This is a genomic window from Exiguobacterium sp. SH1S1 (genome assembly GCF_004337245.1).
In the GTDB taxonomy this organism is placed as follows: domain Bacteria; phylum Bacillota; class Bacilli; order Exiguobacteriales; family Exiguobacteriaceae; genus Exiguobacterium; species Exiguobacterium aurantiacum_A.
The window spans coordinates 57,940-73,944 of record NZ_SJUZ01000010.1; the positions used below are offsets into that span (position 1 = coordinate 57,940).

Consider the following 16,005-nt stretch of genomic DNA (forward strand, 5'->3'; position numbering starts at 1 on the left):
CACGCGAAAGGAGCGCCTCGAAAATGTCGAGACGCTCCTTGTTTACATTATTTCGTTGTCACACTGACATTATCAATCGTCACATCGTGCGCACCGAGCGGTGAACCGTCCGTGCGTCCGAGCAAGAATTTCAATCCTGTCATATCGGTTTGTCCCATCGTGAGCTCAAACTCATACGTTTTCGTCTCAGGTCCGACTTGAACGATTTGGCTCAAGTAACGCGTATACGCCGCGTTCTCGACCGTCACTTCCATGTTGCGCGCGACTGTCGAAGAAGCATCGAAACGGACGACATACGTCTGTCCCTGGTGCAGTTCAAGACCGCCTTGCTCAAGCAAGACGCTCCAAGGTTCCTGTCCTTCTTGCCCGATCGAGATTTGAGCGGCTTCGTTCACCGCTTCAACCGCGGCTTGCGCATCGAAGTGCACGTAAGAGCCCCAATGTGTCAACCCGTCCGTGAACGATCCGTTCTTCAGCGGAGACGGGTCGATCGCGATCGGTGTCACATCGAACAGTTTGACGTCGTCAAGCTCAATTGAGCCTTTCGCCGAACCGAGTACGAACTGGAGCTGGCTCAACAGGTCCGTCGCTTGTCCCATCGTGAACGGGATCTCGATCGTTTCAAACTCGCGCGTCAACGCGACGTCTTGAAGCGGGAGATACGCGTTGCCGTCCGCTCCATTCAAACCGACTTGAAGTGCTTTGATGCGTTCCGCTCTCGCTTTAAAGCGCAACACGTAGTCATGACCTTCCGTCAGTTGAATCCCGTTTTGGACGAGCGTTGCCGGTTCGCCCTTTTTCGGGTTCGTCACGAACTTGAAGTGACGCAACTTCTCGTCAACTGTAGCCGTCCCTTTCGTTGCGCCCGGGTCGAACTGCCAGTATGTCAAGCGGTCCATCGCGCCTTGGTCAAACGTTCCGTTGTAGACCAAGTTCCCGTCGCCGAGCGCTGGTTTCGTCGCGTTCGGGTCAAGTGCTGCACGTTCGGCTTGTTCGACACGGACGTTCCCGATTTGAACGCCTGACGTGCTAAGTCCCATGTTGAACTCGAGACGCGCCGCGAGATCCGTGTCTTCCGTCATATCAAACGTCATCGAATATGTCTGTACGTCTGTCGTCAAATCGAATGAACCTTCATCCGAGTATTTCGCGTAGCCGCGGTCTGGTCCGCCGCCGACTTTCACGGCGATCGAACGGGCCGAATCGGCACTCGCGTCGAACGTCACTTTATAGTGTCCGCCTTTACCGAGTGAGACGTTTTGAATCAATTGGTGCGAATATGGCTGACTGCCGGCTTGAGTGATCGAGATGTCGGCAAAGCGTGAGCCTGCTTGTTCGATGACATCAACCGTCCCGACGCCGCCAAAGTCTGGCAAGGCCACATAGTTCCAGTACGTCGGATCGAGCGCTTGCGAACCGTTCGTCACGGTCGTGATCGGCTCCGTGTAATCTTGGTCGTAGACGAGGTTTCCGTCTTCAGACGGTTGTTTCGCTCCGTCGGGCAATACGATTTCTTCGTCCGTGTACACCGGTTCGACCGCCTTGCGGTAGTCGCGGTTCTGTAAATCGAACACACGAACGTAATCGACTTCCATCTCGGCCGGGAACGGTGTCGTCGCATCGACGTCCCCGTCAAACCAACCGCCGACGGCCAAGTTCATCACGAGGTAGAAGTTTTGGTCAAACGGCGCTGGGTAGCTGTACTTCGTCGCCTGGTTCAACCCTTTCGAGTACCAGTCGTTTTGCGTCTGATAGAGCTCTCCATCAACGTACCAGCGCAACTCGCCAGGCTCCCACTCGACGGCATATGTATGCCATTGATTGATGCCGTCACCTTCTTCAAAGTGATAATCTTTGCCTGTATATTTGTTGTTCGGCCAGTTCTCGCCATAGTGAATCGTCCCAGCGACTTTGTCAGGCTGGCTGCCCCATGATTCCATGATGTCGATTTCGCCAGACGATGCCCAGGCACCGTACCGGTCTTGTTCCGGCAACATCCAAAACGCCGGCCACAAGCCTTTCCCTGTCGGTAGTTTTGCCCGCATCTCATAGCGACCGTATGTTTTACTGAACTTGCCTTTCGTCGTCAGCTTCGCCGACGTAAAGTCATACGTCCCGAGTTCATCCATCGTTTGTTCCCGTTTGGCGCGGATGACGAGCTTGCCGTCTTTTACGAAAGCGTTTTCGTTTTTGTCCGTATAAAATTGCTTCTCATTGTTTCCCCAACCCGGTGCGACCGGATTACCGTCGTTATCTTTCAACCAGTTCCCCGTATCGAAATTCCATTTTGCCTGGTCGATCTCTTTCTTGCTGAACTCATCCGCCCAGACGAGCTTCCATTTCGTATTGTCTTTTTTCTCTGGCTTTTCGGCAGATGCGCCTTGTGCGGCTGACAAGACAAGTCCGGTACCGAGAGCAAGTGCTACCCATTTCTTCATCAAAATCCCTCCTTTGACATAAATGAAGGCAGACACACGAAAACCGTCCCTGCCTCAACTCTAAAGCTACGCACCAAATTGAAAGCGTTTTCCGAAAGCGCTTTCGTTAGTTCTATTATATTTTTTTCGTCTACCTAGATTCAACCATTTTCTTGAAGTGAAATGAAAATGAAATAAAGAAAAAAAGAATCAACCTATGAATTAGGTCAATTCTTCGATGACTGTCCAATCTGAAATCGTGACTTTGAATCCAAGCGCCTCCGTATCCGGACTACAGGCGTACGGTCCGACGCGTAACGTCGACACGTCATGGAGATGGGCGATTCTTAGTTGTTCACGCCTGCCGTCCCCATATTCGAAGAACACCTCGACATCACCGTCTGTGTAGACGAGCTCGAACGTCAATGGTCCGTTCACTTCTTCGTTCGAAAAGTCCCGCGTCGACCAATCCGAGTAACCAAAGGACGTGACGACGGCCCCAAGGTGTGACGGTCCATCCGGGATATACTCGACCGACGTCTTGAGCCAATGGTCGTCATTCGCATACAACAAAATGCCGGCCTGGTCGTATGTATGGCTCGGCTTCATCTCAATCGTTGCCTGGCACGTGAAGCGCTTGGCCGATATGTCCTTCACCAAGGCGTGCGCCGTCATCCGGTTGAACCCATAATGGGTGTTCCGCCAAAAGTCGGTGTCGGCTTCTGTTTGGAAGGTGAGTCTCTCCTGTACGTCTGTTGCTCTCGGCTCATTGATCCACGTGTACTGCTGCCACATGATTGATCCCTCCCCATTGGCCTCGCATCGCGAACAGAAGTGGAATCATCGGTTCGTGATACGGAATAAATTCTCCTGACCGAATCATGTCGAGGATGGTCGTCTCGTCCGCCCACTGCACCGCCTGGACTTCTGATTCCTGGAGCGTCAAGCTATCGAGATCGACTTCCGTTTCGACGAGATAGATATCATCAAATCCTTCGTCGAAGTTGATCGTCAAATGTGGGCGTGTGTCTGTTAAGTCTAGTGTCAGACCGATTTCTTCTTCAAGCTCGCGCATCGCCGCCTGTTGACTCGTATCGCCGACCGTGGCACTGCCGCCGACCGTGATGTCCCACATGTTCGACCAGCTGTCTTTGAACGGTTGGCGCTGTTGAATCAACATCTGCCCATCCTTGTTAAAGATACAGACGTGGATGACAAGATGGTAATCGCCATTCTCGAGACGATTGCCCCGCTGCCACGTCCGCCCTGTCTTTTCTCGGTCAACGTTATAGACGTCCCAAAACTCCATCGTTCAATCCCCTTTATGTGGCCGCACTCGCTGCCGCTTGATCTGATTTCACACAATCGATGGCGACGACGATCGAGATGAGCATGTGCTCCATCGTCTCATCGATCACTTGAATCTCATACGTGTCGCCCCATGACAACCATTTTTTCTGGACGCTGCCGATGACTTGCCCGTTCTGTGTCACCTCGAAGTCCATATCCCACCAGTCGCCATCGATTTCAATCCCTGCTGCGTCAATCGTATAACGCGGTTTGAAGAAGGTGAACTCTTTTGAGATCGTCATCGTCTCCTCACCCTCGACGTCGACGTAAAACTTCGGTAAGAAGCTGAATGTCTTTTTCGTAATGGTCGTGATCTCCCGCCCATCCTTGTCCGAGATGGTGAACGACTTCGGCAGCTTCATAAAGCTCCCTTCGACGAAATACATATCGTTTTCATCCGCGTCCTTGATCGTGAACCGTCCGCGCAAGCTGAAGACTTTCTGTTTCATGTAAAGCGTGTTCATCGTCATCCCTCCAATTTATGTCTGTTGTCCTCTATACGAGTATATACCCGACTATGGTTCATTTTTTCTGATGGAATGAATGTTCAGGCCGACACAACAGGGCGTATAATGAGATGAGGAGGTGAGAGATTGATTTCTGAAAAAGTAAAACAAGCTGTCGCTGAAACGATTCAACGTGAGACCGACGCTGATTTCATCTTGTTATTCGGGTCATTCGCCAAAGGAACAGATCGTGAGGATAGTGATGTCGATTTAGCATACTTCGGTCAGAAGCGACTCTCACCATATAATCGCTTTGCCTTGGCGAGCGAATTAGCGCTTCTATGCGGGCGAGACGTCGACTTGATCGATATCCGTGAAGTCGACACCGTCTTTGCCATGCAAATTTTCTCAGAGGGCGTTCCATTATCGATTCAAGATCAGAACGAATTTACGCGACAACAGATGAAAGCCTTTCGGATGTATGCCGAATTGAACGAACAACGAGACATCGTCTTGAAAGAAATCAAAGCTAGAGGAAGTGTATTCGATGAATGATGTTGTGTTGAACAAAGTGACGACAATCGAGCGCTGTCTTCAGCGAATCCATGACGTGTATGACGATAATCCAGATCACCTAAACGATTTCACGAAGCAAGACAGTATCATTCTCAACATCCAACGCGCCTGTGAAGCGAGTATCGATATCGCGATGTACCTAGTCAGTCAAAAGAAGTTGGGCGTACCCAAAGCGAGCCGGGACGGGTTCATCATGCTCGAGGAAGCAGGTATCATTGATAGTGCCTTAGCGAAGACGCTCATGAACATGGTCGGATTCCGTAATATCGCCGTCCACGACTACCAAGCACTCCAACTCGAAATTCTTGAAGCGATTCTCGAAAAGCACATCGATGATTTTAAAACGTTCACAAAAATCATTCTCCAATTAGATCTGTGACAGTCATGGGCGAACAAATCTCAATCGAACTAAATGTCGACTCTTTAACTTATGAAACTCAAATCGTCGGTGATATCTCCTTCATTATTGACTCTTATATATATTTCCCTGGCCATGGATGGTCCGATTTTGTCGTCATCGTCTTGAAATGGTGGATTGACAGTTGTCGTGCCCTTTTATCCGCGCCACTACACGAAAAGTATTCATTCTCCTTTATGGACGGACGAGACGATGTGATTGCGAGAAAAGTGAACGCGACAGAGGCCGAACTCCTATACGTAGGCAGTGATACACGTCACGTGCTCATGGGAACTGTATTGATCGAAGAGCTGAAACAGGCCCTCATCAAAACGACATACCAGCTTCTCAACGCGATCGACCGGAACGGATGGGAGAATGAAGAGGCCGAGACGTTACGTCACGCCGTAAAATCACTTGAACGCATATAAAGAACGCCGCCTCGTTTCCGAGACGGCGTTTTTCAATTATCCGTTCTTCATACTGAACGAGTCAGTGAGCGTGAACGTGATGTCTTTCACGTCGAGACCGCCGAGTGTGAAGTAGAGCTGCAAGTAGTTGTGTTGGTTCAAGAAGAACAGTTGCTTCGTCTGCGTCACCCATTCCCCGCCCGTTCCGTTGAACGTGAACGTCGGACCCGGGATGTTGTTCGCAAATAGCGTCACCGGCATTTGAGCGAGCTCTCCTGCTTCCGAACGGGCCGTGATCGTCACGTCGTACGTGCCCGTCTCATCGACCGATACGGCGAAGACGTGTGTGTTCCCCGTCGATGTGTCCGCGTCGATCAAGCTGACGCTCTCTCCGTTCGCAAGATGCTGATACGTCACATCGAAATCGATCGTTTGTCCTTCTTCTTCGTTGAGTCCGATCACTTCGACTGAACCGTCATGAAGCCCGAGCAGACGCTCCATCGCCGGAGACTGCAAGACGAAGCGGCAAATGTTCGCCGCACTCCGCAACAGTTCCGCCCGCGTCAACGTACCGGCAGCGAGTGCCGCTCCCGTATTGTCGTCGAACGAGTTCGTATCCGGACGGTCGACGACCATGTACAAGTCGTTCTGCGACTGGACCATCGCCGCCGTGTTCTGACGGTTCGCCGGCTCATCTTCATGGTGGTTCACTTTCGCCCACCAGTCGGTCATGACGATACCTTCAAAGCCCCACTCGTCGCGAAGGACACGTGTGTTCTGATCATATAGCCCGGCCGTCCAGACGCCGTTGACGGCACCGTACGTCGTCATGATCGACGTCGCCTTGCCTTCTTTGACCGCCATCTCGAACCCTTTCAAATAAATCTCGCGTAACGCCCGTTCCGAGACGACCGAGTCGATGTCGTGGCGGTGCGCTTCTTGGTTGTTGGCGCTGAAGTGTTTGAGCGTACCGGTCACGCCGACGCGGTGCATCCCGTTCAACTGGGCGATCGCCATCTTGCCCGTCACGTGCGGATCTTCCGAGAAGTACTCGAAGTTCCGTCCGTTAAGCGGATTACGATGGATGTTCATCCCTGGTCCGAGCAACGTGTCGACGCGGTTTTTCCGCATCTCGAGTCCCGTCATCTCGAACAGGTCTTCGATCAACGCCACGTTGAAGCTTGACGCCAACAGCGTCCCGTTCGGCAACGCGAACGCCTTCGTGCCGATGTCCATCCGGATACCAGACGGACCGTCCGCGCAACAAGCGGCCGGAATGTCGAGCTCGTTCAAACGGTCCGACACGCCGCCGAACGCGGCGGCCGTCCCTGGTGTCACGCGAGGCGAATTCATGCCTTGTCCGCGGACGATACAGGCGAGGTCCTCATCCGTCAACTGGTCGAGGAACGTCTCAAGCTCGGCTTTCCCGTGATAGACGTCCGTCAGCTTCAAGCCGTTGTCGCTTGTCTGATGGCGCTGCATCGGACGTTCGGCGAGATAACGTGCCTCGACGTCAACCTGGCGCAGCGGTGTTTCTTCATAGCTGACTTCATATCCTTGACCGCTTGCGACCGGCTTGATGCGGTCAAACGGTGTGACCGGCGCCATGTTCTCGCTGAGCGTCTCGACGACTTGTAGTTCGGCGAGCTCATAGTCGAAGACCGCGACAGCTGAACGGACGTCCGTCCCAGCGTGAATCCGGTACGTCCCTGCTTCTAAGACAAAGCTCGATGCGTGTCCGGTGACGCCACGATCGTCATAGCTCGCAAAGTCCGTGACCGGGACGGAGAATTCGAGCGTTTGCCGCTCTCCTGGTGCAAGCAGACCTGTCTTATCGAACGCGACGAGGGCGCGCGCCGGGTTACCGAGGACGCCTTGCGGCTTCTCGACATACAACTGGACGACTTCTTTCCCGTCAACTGCCCCGGTGTTCGTCACCGCGACGTTGATCGTAATCAAACCGTTCTGTTCGCTCGTTTCAACGACTTCCGTGCTGAAACTTGTATACGACAACCCGAAACCGAATGGATAGAGCACCTCGTCTTTCGCGAACGTCTCGAAATAGCGATAGCCGACATAAATATCTTCTTGATAAATTCCTTTGTCGGCGTGACCGAAGTTCTTCGTCGACGGATAGTCGTCAATCGACCGGGCGATCGTGTCTGTCAACTTGCCGGACGGGCTGACTTTGCCTGTGAGTACATCGACGAGTCCCGTCCCGCCTTCTAATCCCCCTTGCCATGCGTAAAGAATCGCGCTCGGCTCATAGTCCGTCGCCCACTTCATGTCGATGATGTTGCCGACGTTCAAGACGACGACCGTCTTCGTAAACGCCTTCGACACTTTCTCAATCAACTCGTGCTCGATCTCGGTCAACAAGTAGCTGCCCGGGTCGGCCGTGTTGTCACGGTCCTCACCCGCCGTACGCCCGATCATGATGAGCGCCATATCTGACTTGGCTGCCGCTTCCGCGACGAGCGCGTCCGTGACGGCCATCTCCGGCTGTGACCACGGTTCCCCGGCCCAGCCGACACCTTTGTCGAACGGGTTTTCTTCGACCCACGCCTCATACGTCTGAAGGAGCGACTCGTTCAGCTGGATGCCTTCACTCGCTTGGAGCGCCTCGAGCGGACTCGTCACGTGGGAGACGTTGACCATCCCACCTGAGCCGGTCCCGCTCTTATAGTAATTGAATTGGCTGCGGCCGAACACGGACACGGTCGTCCCCGCCTGGATCGGCAGCGTCTGTTCGTTCTTTAAGAGGACAGCCCCTTCGGCGACCGCCGTTCGCGCCAGTTGTTTATACGTATCCCAGTTCAAAGTGTAATGTTTCATGTTGTCAGCTCCTTCATTTCGTTTGCGATTTCGTTCATACAGTCTTCAGCTTGCGGATAGTCCCCGATTTTATCGATGAAGGCGTGGTCCATCCCTCGGTATTGGATCAGTCTCGTCTTCACGCCGTCGCGCGCGAGTTTCCGCGCATACGCCTCGCCTTCTAAGCGCAAATAATCGTACTCCGCCGTCACGATAAGCGCGGGCGGGAGGTTCTTCAAGTCGTCCGCCAACAAGGGCGATACGAGCGGATGCGTCACGTCGGTCGCACCTTGTAAATAAATGTTGTTGAACATCGAATCCGCGTCGCTGAGCGCTAGCACCATCCCGCGAATCAAGTCGTGATGATGTCGGATATCGTATTGTGCGATGTCCCATGCGTAATCATCTGTCGGGACCGAACCTAAATTGACGACCGGATAGATGAGTGCCTGGAAGCTGATCATGCTCGTCTGTTGCGCACGATCGAGTAAACAGCAGCCGGTCGCCAAATTTCCCCCGGCACTGTCGCCCGCGACGGCGATATTGTCTCGCAACACCCCGAGCTCATCGGCCTGGTCGTATACCCATTTGACCGCTTGAAAGCAATCATGTAAGCCAGCCGGGAACGGATGCTCCGGCGCGAGCCGATAGTCGACCGAGACGACGACCGCGTTCGCTTTCTCAGCGAGCGCTTTGCACGGGTTCTCGACCGTATCGAGTGTCCCGCCAAAGAAGCCGCCGCCATGGAAGAACAGGACGGCCGGTAACGGCTCGTCTGACTCGGGCCGATAGAGTCGGGCCGGGATGTCGCCTTCAAGACTTGGAATCGAGATTGATTCCGTCGTGATCGGACGTGTCGTCACGTCACGGTTCGGCCAGCCCATACTTGCGCGGACGGCCTCAAGGTCAAACGGTGCCGGTGTCTCATCGCCCGTTACGTGTTGATTTTTGTTCGCCAACACACGCGGGTCGAGGTCGCCTTGTTTGTTTAAGTCCGGGATCGGTTTGATTGTCGTCTCGACGCCATCAATCGTCTCACGAATATGTACTGCACTTAACTCGTCAACTAACCGTTCGTATGAGTTACTTTGAGTCGACATGAACTGAATGCTCCTTTCTCAATCACCGCTACCTTGCTGATGACAACTTTACCTGTTGACTTAAATCTTACTTTTTCAGACACGGCTTCAAATTCGACAGTATCATCGGTGAAGTGTTGACGTAACTAGCGTTAGACGGTAAAAGTCAGTTCGACCTCTCCCCCTTCGCTCTCGCTCGATTTCACGGATGAACGACGAACCGCTCCCTTTCGTGTATAATGAGACGTAAACTAAATTGCTAATGAAAATTTCTACAACAGAAGTTTCTTACACGAAAACGAGGTAAACATATGAATCAACCAAACTTTGCGGACTACCGCTTAAGTGAAGACATCCAACGCGCACTCGGTATCATGAAGTACGTGGCACCGACAGAAGTGCAACAGAAAGTCATCCCGCTCGCACTTGAGCACCAAGATTTAGTCGTTAAAGCGCAGACCGGGAGCGGCAAGACGGCCGCATTCGGCATTCCTATCACTGAAATGATCGCGTGGGAAGAAAACAAACCACAAGTGTTAATTCTCACACCGACACGCGAGCTCGCCGTCCAAGTCCGGGAAGACATGACGAACATCGGCCGCTTCAAACGAATCAAGGCGACTGCCGTTTACGGGAAAGAACCGTTCTCAAAACAACGTGAAGACTTGAAACAGAAGACGCATATCGTCGTCGGGACACCGGGACGGGTCATGGACCATATCGAACGCGAAACGCTCGTCTTGGACCAGATCAAGTACTTGATCATCGATGAGGCGGACGAGATGTTGAACCGCGGCTTCCTCGCCGACGTCGAAGCCATCATTCAAAAGCTACCGACCGACCGCGTGACGATGGTGTTCTCGGCCACGTTCCCGAACGACATCGAGCGTCTGTGTAAACAACACATGAACGAGCCGACCCGCATCTCGATCGAGTCTGCTGGCGTCACGGCCTCGACGATCGAGCACGGCTTGATCGAAGTCCGCAATGAAGACAAGTTGTCGGTGTTACAAGACATCACTGTCGTCGAAAATCCTGACAGCTGTCTCATCTTCTGCCGGACGAAAGAACATGTCGACACCGTGTACAGCGAGCTCGATAAGGCCGGCTATTCTTGTGAACGGCTCCACGGTGGACTCGAGCAAGAAGACCGGTTCGCCGTCATGGAAGGGTTCAAAACGGGCAACTTCCGTTACCTCGTCGCGACAGACGTCGCAGCACGCGGCATCGATATCGATAACGTCAATCTCGTCATCAACTACGACGTCCCGATGGAAAAAGAGAGCTACGTGCACCGGACCGGACGGACAGGCCGCGCCGGTAACAAAGGGAAAGCCCTTACGCTCGCGACACCTTATGAAGGTAAATTCGTTCGCGCCATCGAAGCGTTCATCAAGTTCGAGATCCCGACGATGGACGCCCCAACCGAAGCACAAGTCGCTCGCGGCAAAGCGGCGTTCGAAGAGAAGTTGAGCGGTCGACGCGTCGTCCGTAACAACAAGACAGCGCGCATCAACCAAGACATCCTGAAGCTTCACTTCAGCGGCGGGAAGAAGAAAAAACTCCGTGCCATCGACTTCGTCGGCACGATCGCCAAAATCCCAGGTGTGACCGTTGAAGACATCGGCATCATTACGATCACCGATCAGATGACGTACGTCGACATCTTGAACGGGAAAGGCTCACTCGTCCTTCAGGCGATGGAGTCGACACCGATCAAAGGCAAAAAATTAAAAGTGAGTAAAGCACATAAATAACCAATCCAGGTCTCGGAGAGTTTGATCTCTCCGGGCCTTTTTTTGTGTTTTGACCACGTTATCGAAAGCGCTTTCGAAAAACAGTAAAAAAATATCGGTTTCGAGAGAACGCTTTCAACAGAATCATACCGATAACACGTCTTGAATTCAACCTTCCTCACGCGATTGTCAAAAAAAGGCTCAGGCAATGTCGCCTGAACCTTCATCTCTCACTCTAAAAATTTCAATTCCGCATTGTTTCGCGCACGATATCCGGTCATTCCTACCTTGCACACAGAGCACAGCCAGCGTATGAATCACCGTTCGCCATTTCCCGCGAAATACATAACATTGTAAAGAGAACAATCGCTGCGAGCACATGCTCAATCAGCTCTGTCGGGTGCAACGGATTTCGTCCAGCCGAGATGAATTAGTCGAACAGTTCTTCCGAGATCAACTTGAACCCTTCGATTTCCGTGTCCTCTTCTAATTCGATTAACAGACACCGTTTGCCTTTCACGTTCACTTGCTTCACGTATTTCAAGTCTTGCGGGCTGATCGTGATATTCGCGACTTTCGTGTTGATTTTAATCGACTTTGACGTATATTTCGGGACGACGCTGCTCGCCTTCATCTCGTATTGCGTGTCATCGACAACTTGTTTGAACGCCTGCTCGACTTTCTCCGTCGTCACGTCCTCGACACCGCTCGCCTTCAAGACGACTTCGACCGCTCGCGCGTCAAGCATCGGGACCGTCTCATCCTCGTCCTCACGCTCTTCTTCCGCGACGATCAAATAATTGATTTCTTCATAGACGGTGGCGAGCGTCGCCAAGTTGACTTCTTCCCCGATGACAGCTTTGACGACTTCCTCGAACATCGCTTTCTCTTCGATCGCCGTCACGATCTCGGTTCCATTCAATACGTTATCGATAAAACCGAAGTCCGGTTGGTGCGCTTTCTGGGCCGCATACAAGACATGGTTGACGTCGGCCGCGTTGTCCGTGAAACATGGGAATAAGAAACCGCCGACGGGTGCGTCGAGTTTGATGACAGGATTGATGAAGACGTTCGATTTGTACTCACGCTCGATAAAGTCGAACACGAGCGACTGTTTCGGCAGTTCGGTCTGGTTGATGCTGCCGAGGATGAACCGTGACGTGTACACCTCGTCGCGCATATCGATTTCCGTCTCTTCAGAATGACGCCGCGTCGGTTTATTGTATTGGAAGCGAATGAACGTGACGACGACATCTTTCTCGAACGGGGCGTCTTGAACCATCTTCAACGCGATTTTCTGCATCGAGGCGGCCCAGTCCTCTAAGTCTTCTGTCTGCAGTCCTTTGTACAATAGCGTCTGCGTATGGTCGGTCTGACCCGCTTCCGGGTGCTCGAACTTCACTTCAAACAGCTTCTCGTCGAGCTTGCCGCCGAGTACTTTCTTAAAACTCGTCAAAAATAGCTCTTGGTGCTCTTGCTCCAAAAACGGGAACGACCGCATCTCTTCGTGGAAGATCTCGTTGCTGTCTTGCCGGATGTAAATATTATAAATTTCAGCGATTTTGACCGCTTCCGCATTCAACTTGAAATGCTTGCGGATTGCCGCGATGTCTTTTTGATTCATCTGTTCCAACTCCTTCGTTCTTGACTACAAACCGACTTCATTATACCAATAGTTGTTGCTCACGCGTATGTCAGTAGTTCTAAAGCCGGGACGTCTGATGTCATGTCTCATGTCCCTGACCTCAACTTCTCTAATCTTTTGATTCATTTTCGTAAATTTCAATCTTTCAGCTGACTCTGCCGTGTATATTCGATGTGCATCCAGAAATTATAGATGCGAGTCGTTCAGTCGTCATACATAATAGGAGGCACAAACATGTTGAAAAAATGCATCAGTTCTTTGTTCGCCATCGTCTTAGTCGTCACGACGCTTCACTTAACCACTCCGACCGCTTCGGCGCTCCCACCTGGTATCCCGTCGAAATCGAGCGCCCTCACAAAGCTGAACGCGTTGACGGTCAAGACTGAAGGTGCGATGACCGGTTATAGCCGTGACTTGTTCCCGCATTGGAGCGGTCAAGGCAACGGTTGTGACACCCGTCAAATCGTCTTGAAACGCGACGCGGACTCATACGTCGGCGACTGCCCGGTCACGTCAGGGTCATGGTACAGTTACTACGATGGTGTCACATTCACGTCGCCATCTAGCCTCGACGTCGACCACGTCGTACCTTTGGCTGAAGCATGGCGTTCAGGCGCGAACAGTTGGACGACGACGAAACGCCAAAGTTTCGCCAACGATTTAACTGGCCCGCAACTGATTGCCGTCTCAGCCAGCTCGAACCGCTCAAAAGGTGACCAAGACCCGTCAACATGGCAGCCGACACGGACCGGGGCTCGTTGTGCTTATGCGAAGATGTGGGTCGAGACGAAGAGCCGTTGGGGACTGAGCCTCCAGTCATCAGAGAAAGCGGCCCTTCAAACCGCCATCAACGCTTGCATTTACTGATTCAGAAAGGAGTCTGCTATGCATCAACATTCCTCTACATTCAAAGCCTCACATGGCGTTATGACTGAAGAAGTCGGCGTCATTAGCGGAGAGCTCGAACTGAAGACGACGTGTCAAGAAGACGGCACGCTCGAACTCACCATCACTTACGTCGGGGCGGCTGAGTGGTATACACTGCCCGGACACGACTACAAGCTACATGATGTGCGCGACCATGACGTCGTGCATCAGTTACTCGTCAACGTACTCACACGCGATTAACGAAACAGAGCCGACACAACGCTGTGTCGGCTCTTATTTGTATTTGTGGAGCAACGTTTGCGGGATATGGCAATAATCGTCCGGACAGCGTTCTAACCGGTCTTGATGCTCGTCCGCACTCCGTACGTAGTTCGTGAGCGGCAACACCTCGAGCGCAATTCGATCGACATCACGCCGTCTGTGGATAAACGCACGGGCCGCATCCACATGCCGAAGATCCTCGCTATAGACACCGGTCCGATACTTCTCCCCGACGTCCTCGCCTTGACGATTGACGCTATACGGGTCGATGATCTCAAACAAGTAATCCATCAATTCATCCATCGTAACGACTTCTGGGTCAAACGTTGTTTTAACGCATTCGGCGTAGCCATCATAGTCCCCATCAAGCGTGTTCGTCGTCCCGTTCGCACGTCCAGCTTCCGTTTCAATGACACCAGGTAGCGTCTTGATGAACGCCTGGACGCCCCATAGGCAACCTCCGGCTAAATAGATGGTCTCGATTAGAATCACTCCTTTTTCAAAAGCAGTATCATAAAAAATGCTGAGGTATGTTACCAAGGTAGCTTTAAATCCTTTACTTCTTCTTCCCATAGACTGTGGAGCTCATGTAGGACGTCCCTCGATAATTCACCTTCTGATGCAGAAATATTGTGTTGCAGTTGTGCAATATTTCTCGCCCCAGGAATGGTGGTAGACACTTCTTCGAAAGAGAGAACATATTGGAGTGCCGCTTGTACCATCGAGCGTTCTTCTCCAAGAATGAGACGAACTTTTTCTACCAATCGAGCTCTTCTCTGAATTTCTTCTTCACTCCATCTGTCCCGAATCCCGCTAAATTTACTATGACGATCATACTTTCCAGTTAGCCAACCTGAATCGAGTGGAATCTTGGCAATGATTCCGACGCCTTGTTGGTATGCCAGCTTGATTGACTCGGCTGGTTCCTGATGAAACATATTGAACATGACCTCAATCACCTGACTGTCGGTATGCTTGATTAATTCGGTCATTTCTTTTCCCGTATCAACCGAAGCCCCATACGCTTTAATTTCCCCTTCAGCTTTTAGCTGTTCTAGTAACTCAAACTGCGGAGATTCACTAGTTAGCGCTGAGAACGGAGGATTATGTAGTAAGAGGCAGTCTAAATAATCGGTCTGTAATCTGCGTAAACTACTTTCGACAGATAACCGTAACTGCTCTGGTTCAAAGTTCAGCTCTCCATTTGAATGATGGCCGCCCTTACTACTAATGACGACTTGATCTCGTTTTCCTCTAACGGCTTTTCCGATCAACTCTTCACTTTTCCCGGTTCCATAGTTTGGTGCCGTATCAAAAAACGTGCAATCTTCATCCATTGCTTGTTCCACTAAATGGATCGCTTCTTCATCCGTCATCTTGCCCCAGTCTTTTTCATTACCTAACTGCCATGCTCCAAAGCCGATCTCCGATACTTCAATCCCTGAATGTCCCAATGGTCGTTTTTTCATTTTTAACATAATTAAGCGAGAATTCTCCCACCTCTAAGCGTCTGGGGCGAAGCCCAGCGTAGGTGGGAGATGAATCGCCCGTACATAAACCTCTTGGCCACCCCTGTGACAGATATGACGAACAGAAGTTCGTGATTCCGTCAGATTTCCCTTCCCCCGCCGCGGGTATCGGATGAGGAAGACGTTCATCACGATCATCGGCCGAGAGGAGGCGGAGACATGCTGAAGGGCTACAAATACAGGCTCCACCCGACGGCGGCACAGGCCGAGTTCCTCGTCAGGACGATCGGCTGCGCCCGCTTCGTCTACAACAAGCTGCTCGAGGACCGCATCACCATCCACGAGGAGGCGAAGGCTGGGACCGGCCCGAAGCGAAAACTGCCGACACCCGCCTCGTACAAGCCCCTGTTCCCGTTCCTCGCCGAGGCGGACAGCCTCGCGCTCGCGAACGCGAAGCTTCACCTCGACGCGGCGTTCGCGAAGTTCTTCGCCGGGACGGCCGGCTTCCCGGTGTTCA

16 protein-coding genes are annotated in these 16,005 nt (G+C 52.2%); 7 read left to right on the forward strand and 9 right to left on the reverse strand.

Annotated elements, in window-relative coordinates:
• Positions 1-47: 47 nt before the first annotated feature.
• The 4 genes from EVJ23_RS13730 to EVJ23_RS13745 form a co-directional block, all read right to left on the reverse strand.
• Complete coding sequence (locus EVJ23_RS13730) at positions 48-2,438, reverse strand: carbohydrate binding domain-containing protein (protein WP_070327995.1); 2,391 nt, start codon at positions 2,436-2,438, stop codon at positions 48-50.
• Positions 2,439-2,639: 201 nt separating this feature from the next.
• Positions 2,640-3,212 (reverse strand): DUF1349 domain-containing protein, encoded by a 573-nt coding sequence (locus tag EVJ23_RS13735; protein ID WP_131466066.1) that lies wholly within the window; start codon positions 3,210-3,212, stop codon positions 2,640-2,642.
• On the reverse strand, positions 3,184-3,726 hold the full coding sequence (locus EVJ23_RS13740; RefSeq protein WP_131466064.1) for an NUDIX hydrolase: 543 nt from the start codon (positions 3,724-3,726) through the stop codon (positions 3,184-3,186). Before EVJ23_RS13740 ends, EVJ23_RS13735 begins: the two co-directional genes overlap by 29 nt.
• Positions 3,727-3,739: 13 nt before the next feature.
• A complete protein-coding gene (locus tag EVJ23_RS13745) occupies positions 3,740-4,231 on the reverse strand; it encodes an LURP-one-related/scramblase family protein (protein ID WP_070327992.1) in 492 nt (163 codons plus the stop codon).
• A gap of 129 nt (positions 4,232-4,360) precedes the next feature.
• On the opposite strand from EVJ23_RS13745, the gene mntA reads away from it, so the two are divergent.
• The 3 genes from mntA (at position 4,361) to EVJ23_RS15355 (ending at position 5,617) form a co-directional block, all read left to right on the forward strand.
• The gene (gene mntA, locus EVJ23_RS13750; RefSeq protein ID WP_070327991.1) at positions 4,361-4,768 is read left to right on the forward strand and encodes a type VII toxin-antitoxin system MntA family adenylyltransferase antitoxin; all 408 of its coding nucleotides are present in this window, start codon (positions 4,361-4,363) and stop codon (positions 4,766-4,768) included.
• Positions 4,761-5,168 (forward strand): type VII toxin-antitoxin system HepT family RNase toxin, encoded by a 408-nt coding sequence (gene hepT, locus EVJ23_RS13755; protein ID WP_070327990.1) that lies wholly within the window; start codon positions 4,761-4,763, stop codon positions 5,166-5,168. Before mntA ends, hepT begins: the two co-directional genes overlap by 8 nt.
• A 215-nt stretch (positions 5,169-5,383) precedes the next feature.
• A complete protein-coding gene (locus EVJ23_RS15355; RefSeq protein ID WP_233589705.1) occupies positions 5,384-5,617 on the forward strand; it encodes a hypothetical protein in 234 nt (77 codons plus the stop codon).
• A 36-nt stretch (positions 5,618-5,653) separates the two neighbouring features.
• On the opposite strand, the gene EVJ23_RS13765 is transcribed toward EVJ23_RS15355, so the two are convergent.
• Positions 5,654-8,431, reverse strand: coding sequence for a glycoside hydrolase family 3 C-terminal domain-containing protein (locus EVJ23_RS13765; protein WP_131466060.1), 2,778 nt, complete (start codon positions 8,429-8,431; stop codon positions 5,654-5,656).
• Positions 8,428-9,510: an alpha/beta hydrolase gene (locus tag EVJ23_RS13770; RefSeq protein WP_201739244.1), complete on the reverse strand. Its 1,083-nt coding sequence runs from the start codon at positions 9,508-9,510 to the stop codon at positions 8,428-8,430. Before EVJ23_RS13770 ends, EVJ23_RS13765 begins: the two co-directional genes overlap by 4 nt.
• Positions 9,511-9,800: 290 nt before the next feature.
• Between EVJ23_RS13770 and EVJ23_RS13775 the strand changes: the two genes are divergently transcribed.
• Positions 9,801-11,246, forward strand: coding sequence for a DEAD/DEAH box helicase (locus tag EVJ23_RS13775; RefSeq protein WP_131466058.1), 1,446 nt, complete (start codon positions 9,801-9,803; stop codon positions 11,244-11,246).
• A gap of 409 nt (positions 11,247-11,655) precedes the next feature.
• On the opposite strand, the gene EVJ23_RS13780 is transcribed toward EVJ23_RS13775, so the two are convergent.
• Positions 11,656-12,849, reverse strand: coding sequence for a DUF4317 domain-containing protein (locus EVJ23_RS13780; protein ID WP_131466056.1), 1,194 nt, complete (start codon positions 12,847-12,849; stop codon positions 11,656-11,658).
• 255 nt (positions 12,850-13,104) lie between these two features.
• Between EVJ23_RS13780 and EVJ23_RS13785 the strand changes: the two genes are divergently transcribed.
• Together EVJ23_RS13785 and EVJ23_RS13790 are read left to right on the forward strand one after the other, a co-directional pair.
• Positions 13,105-13,737: an HNH endonuclease family protein gene (locus EVJ23_RS13785; protein WP_131466054.1), complete on the forward strand. Its 633-nt coding sequence runs from the start codon at positions 13,105-13,107 to the stop codon at positions 13,735-13,737.
• 18 nt (positions 13,738-13,755) lie between these two features.
• Positions 13,756-13,998, forward strand: coding sequence for a hypothetical protein (locus EVJ23_RS13790; protein WP_131466052.1), 243 nt, complete (start codon positions 13,756-13,758; stop codon positions 13,996-13,998).
• A 33-nt stretch (positions 13,999-14,031) separates the two neighbouring features.
• Here EVJ23_RS13790 and EVJ23_RS13795 read toward each other — a convergent pair whose 3' ends face one another.
• Both EVJ23_RS13795 and EVJ23_RS13800 read right to left on the reverse strand, forming a co-directional pair.
• Positions 14,032-14,502: a peptide-methionine (S)-S-oxide reductase gene (locus tag EVJ23_RS13795; protein WP_131466105.1), complete on the reverse strand. Its 471-nt coding sequence runs from the start codon at positions 14,500-14,502 to the stop codon at positions 14,032-14,034.
• Between the two features lie 50 nt (positions 14,503-14,552).
• Positions 14,553-15,497: an aldo/keto reductase gene (locus EVJ23_RS13800; RefSeq protein ID WP_236633791.1), complete on the reverse strand. Its 945-nt coding sequence runs from the start codon at positions 15,495-15,497 to the stop codon at positions 14,553-14,555.
• Between the two features lie 210 nt (positions 15,498-15,707).
• On the opposite strand from EVJ23_RS13800, the gene EVJ23_RS13805 reads away from it, so the two are divergent.
• Positions 15,708-16,005 (forward strand): helix-turn-helix domain-containing protein (locus tag EVJ23_RS13805; protein ID WP_145963268.1); only part of this gene is annotated, 298 nt, incomplete at its 3' end.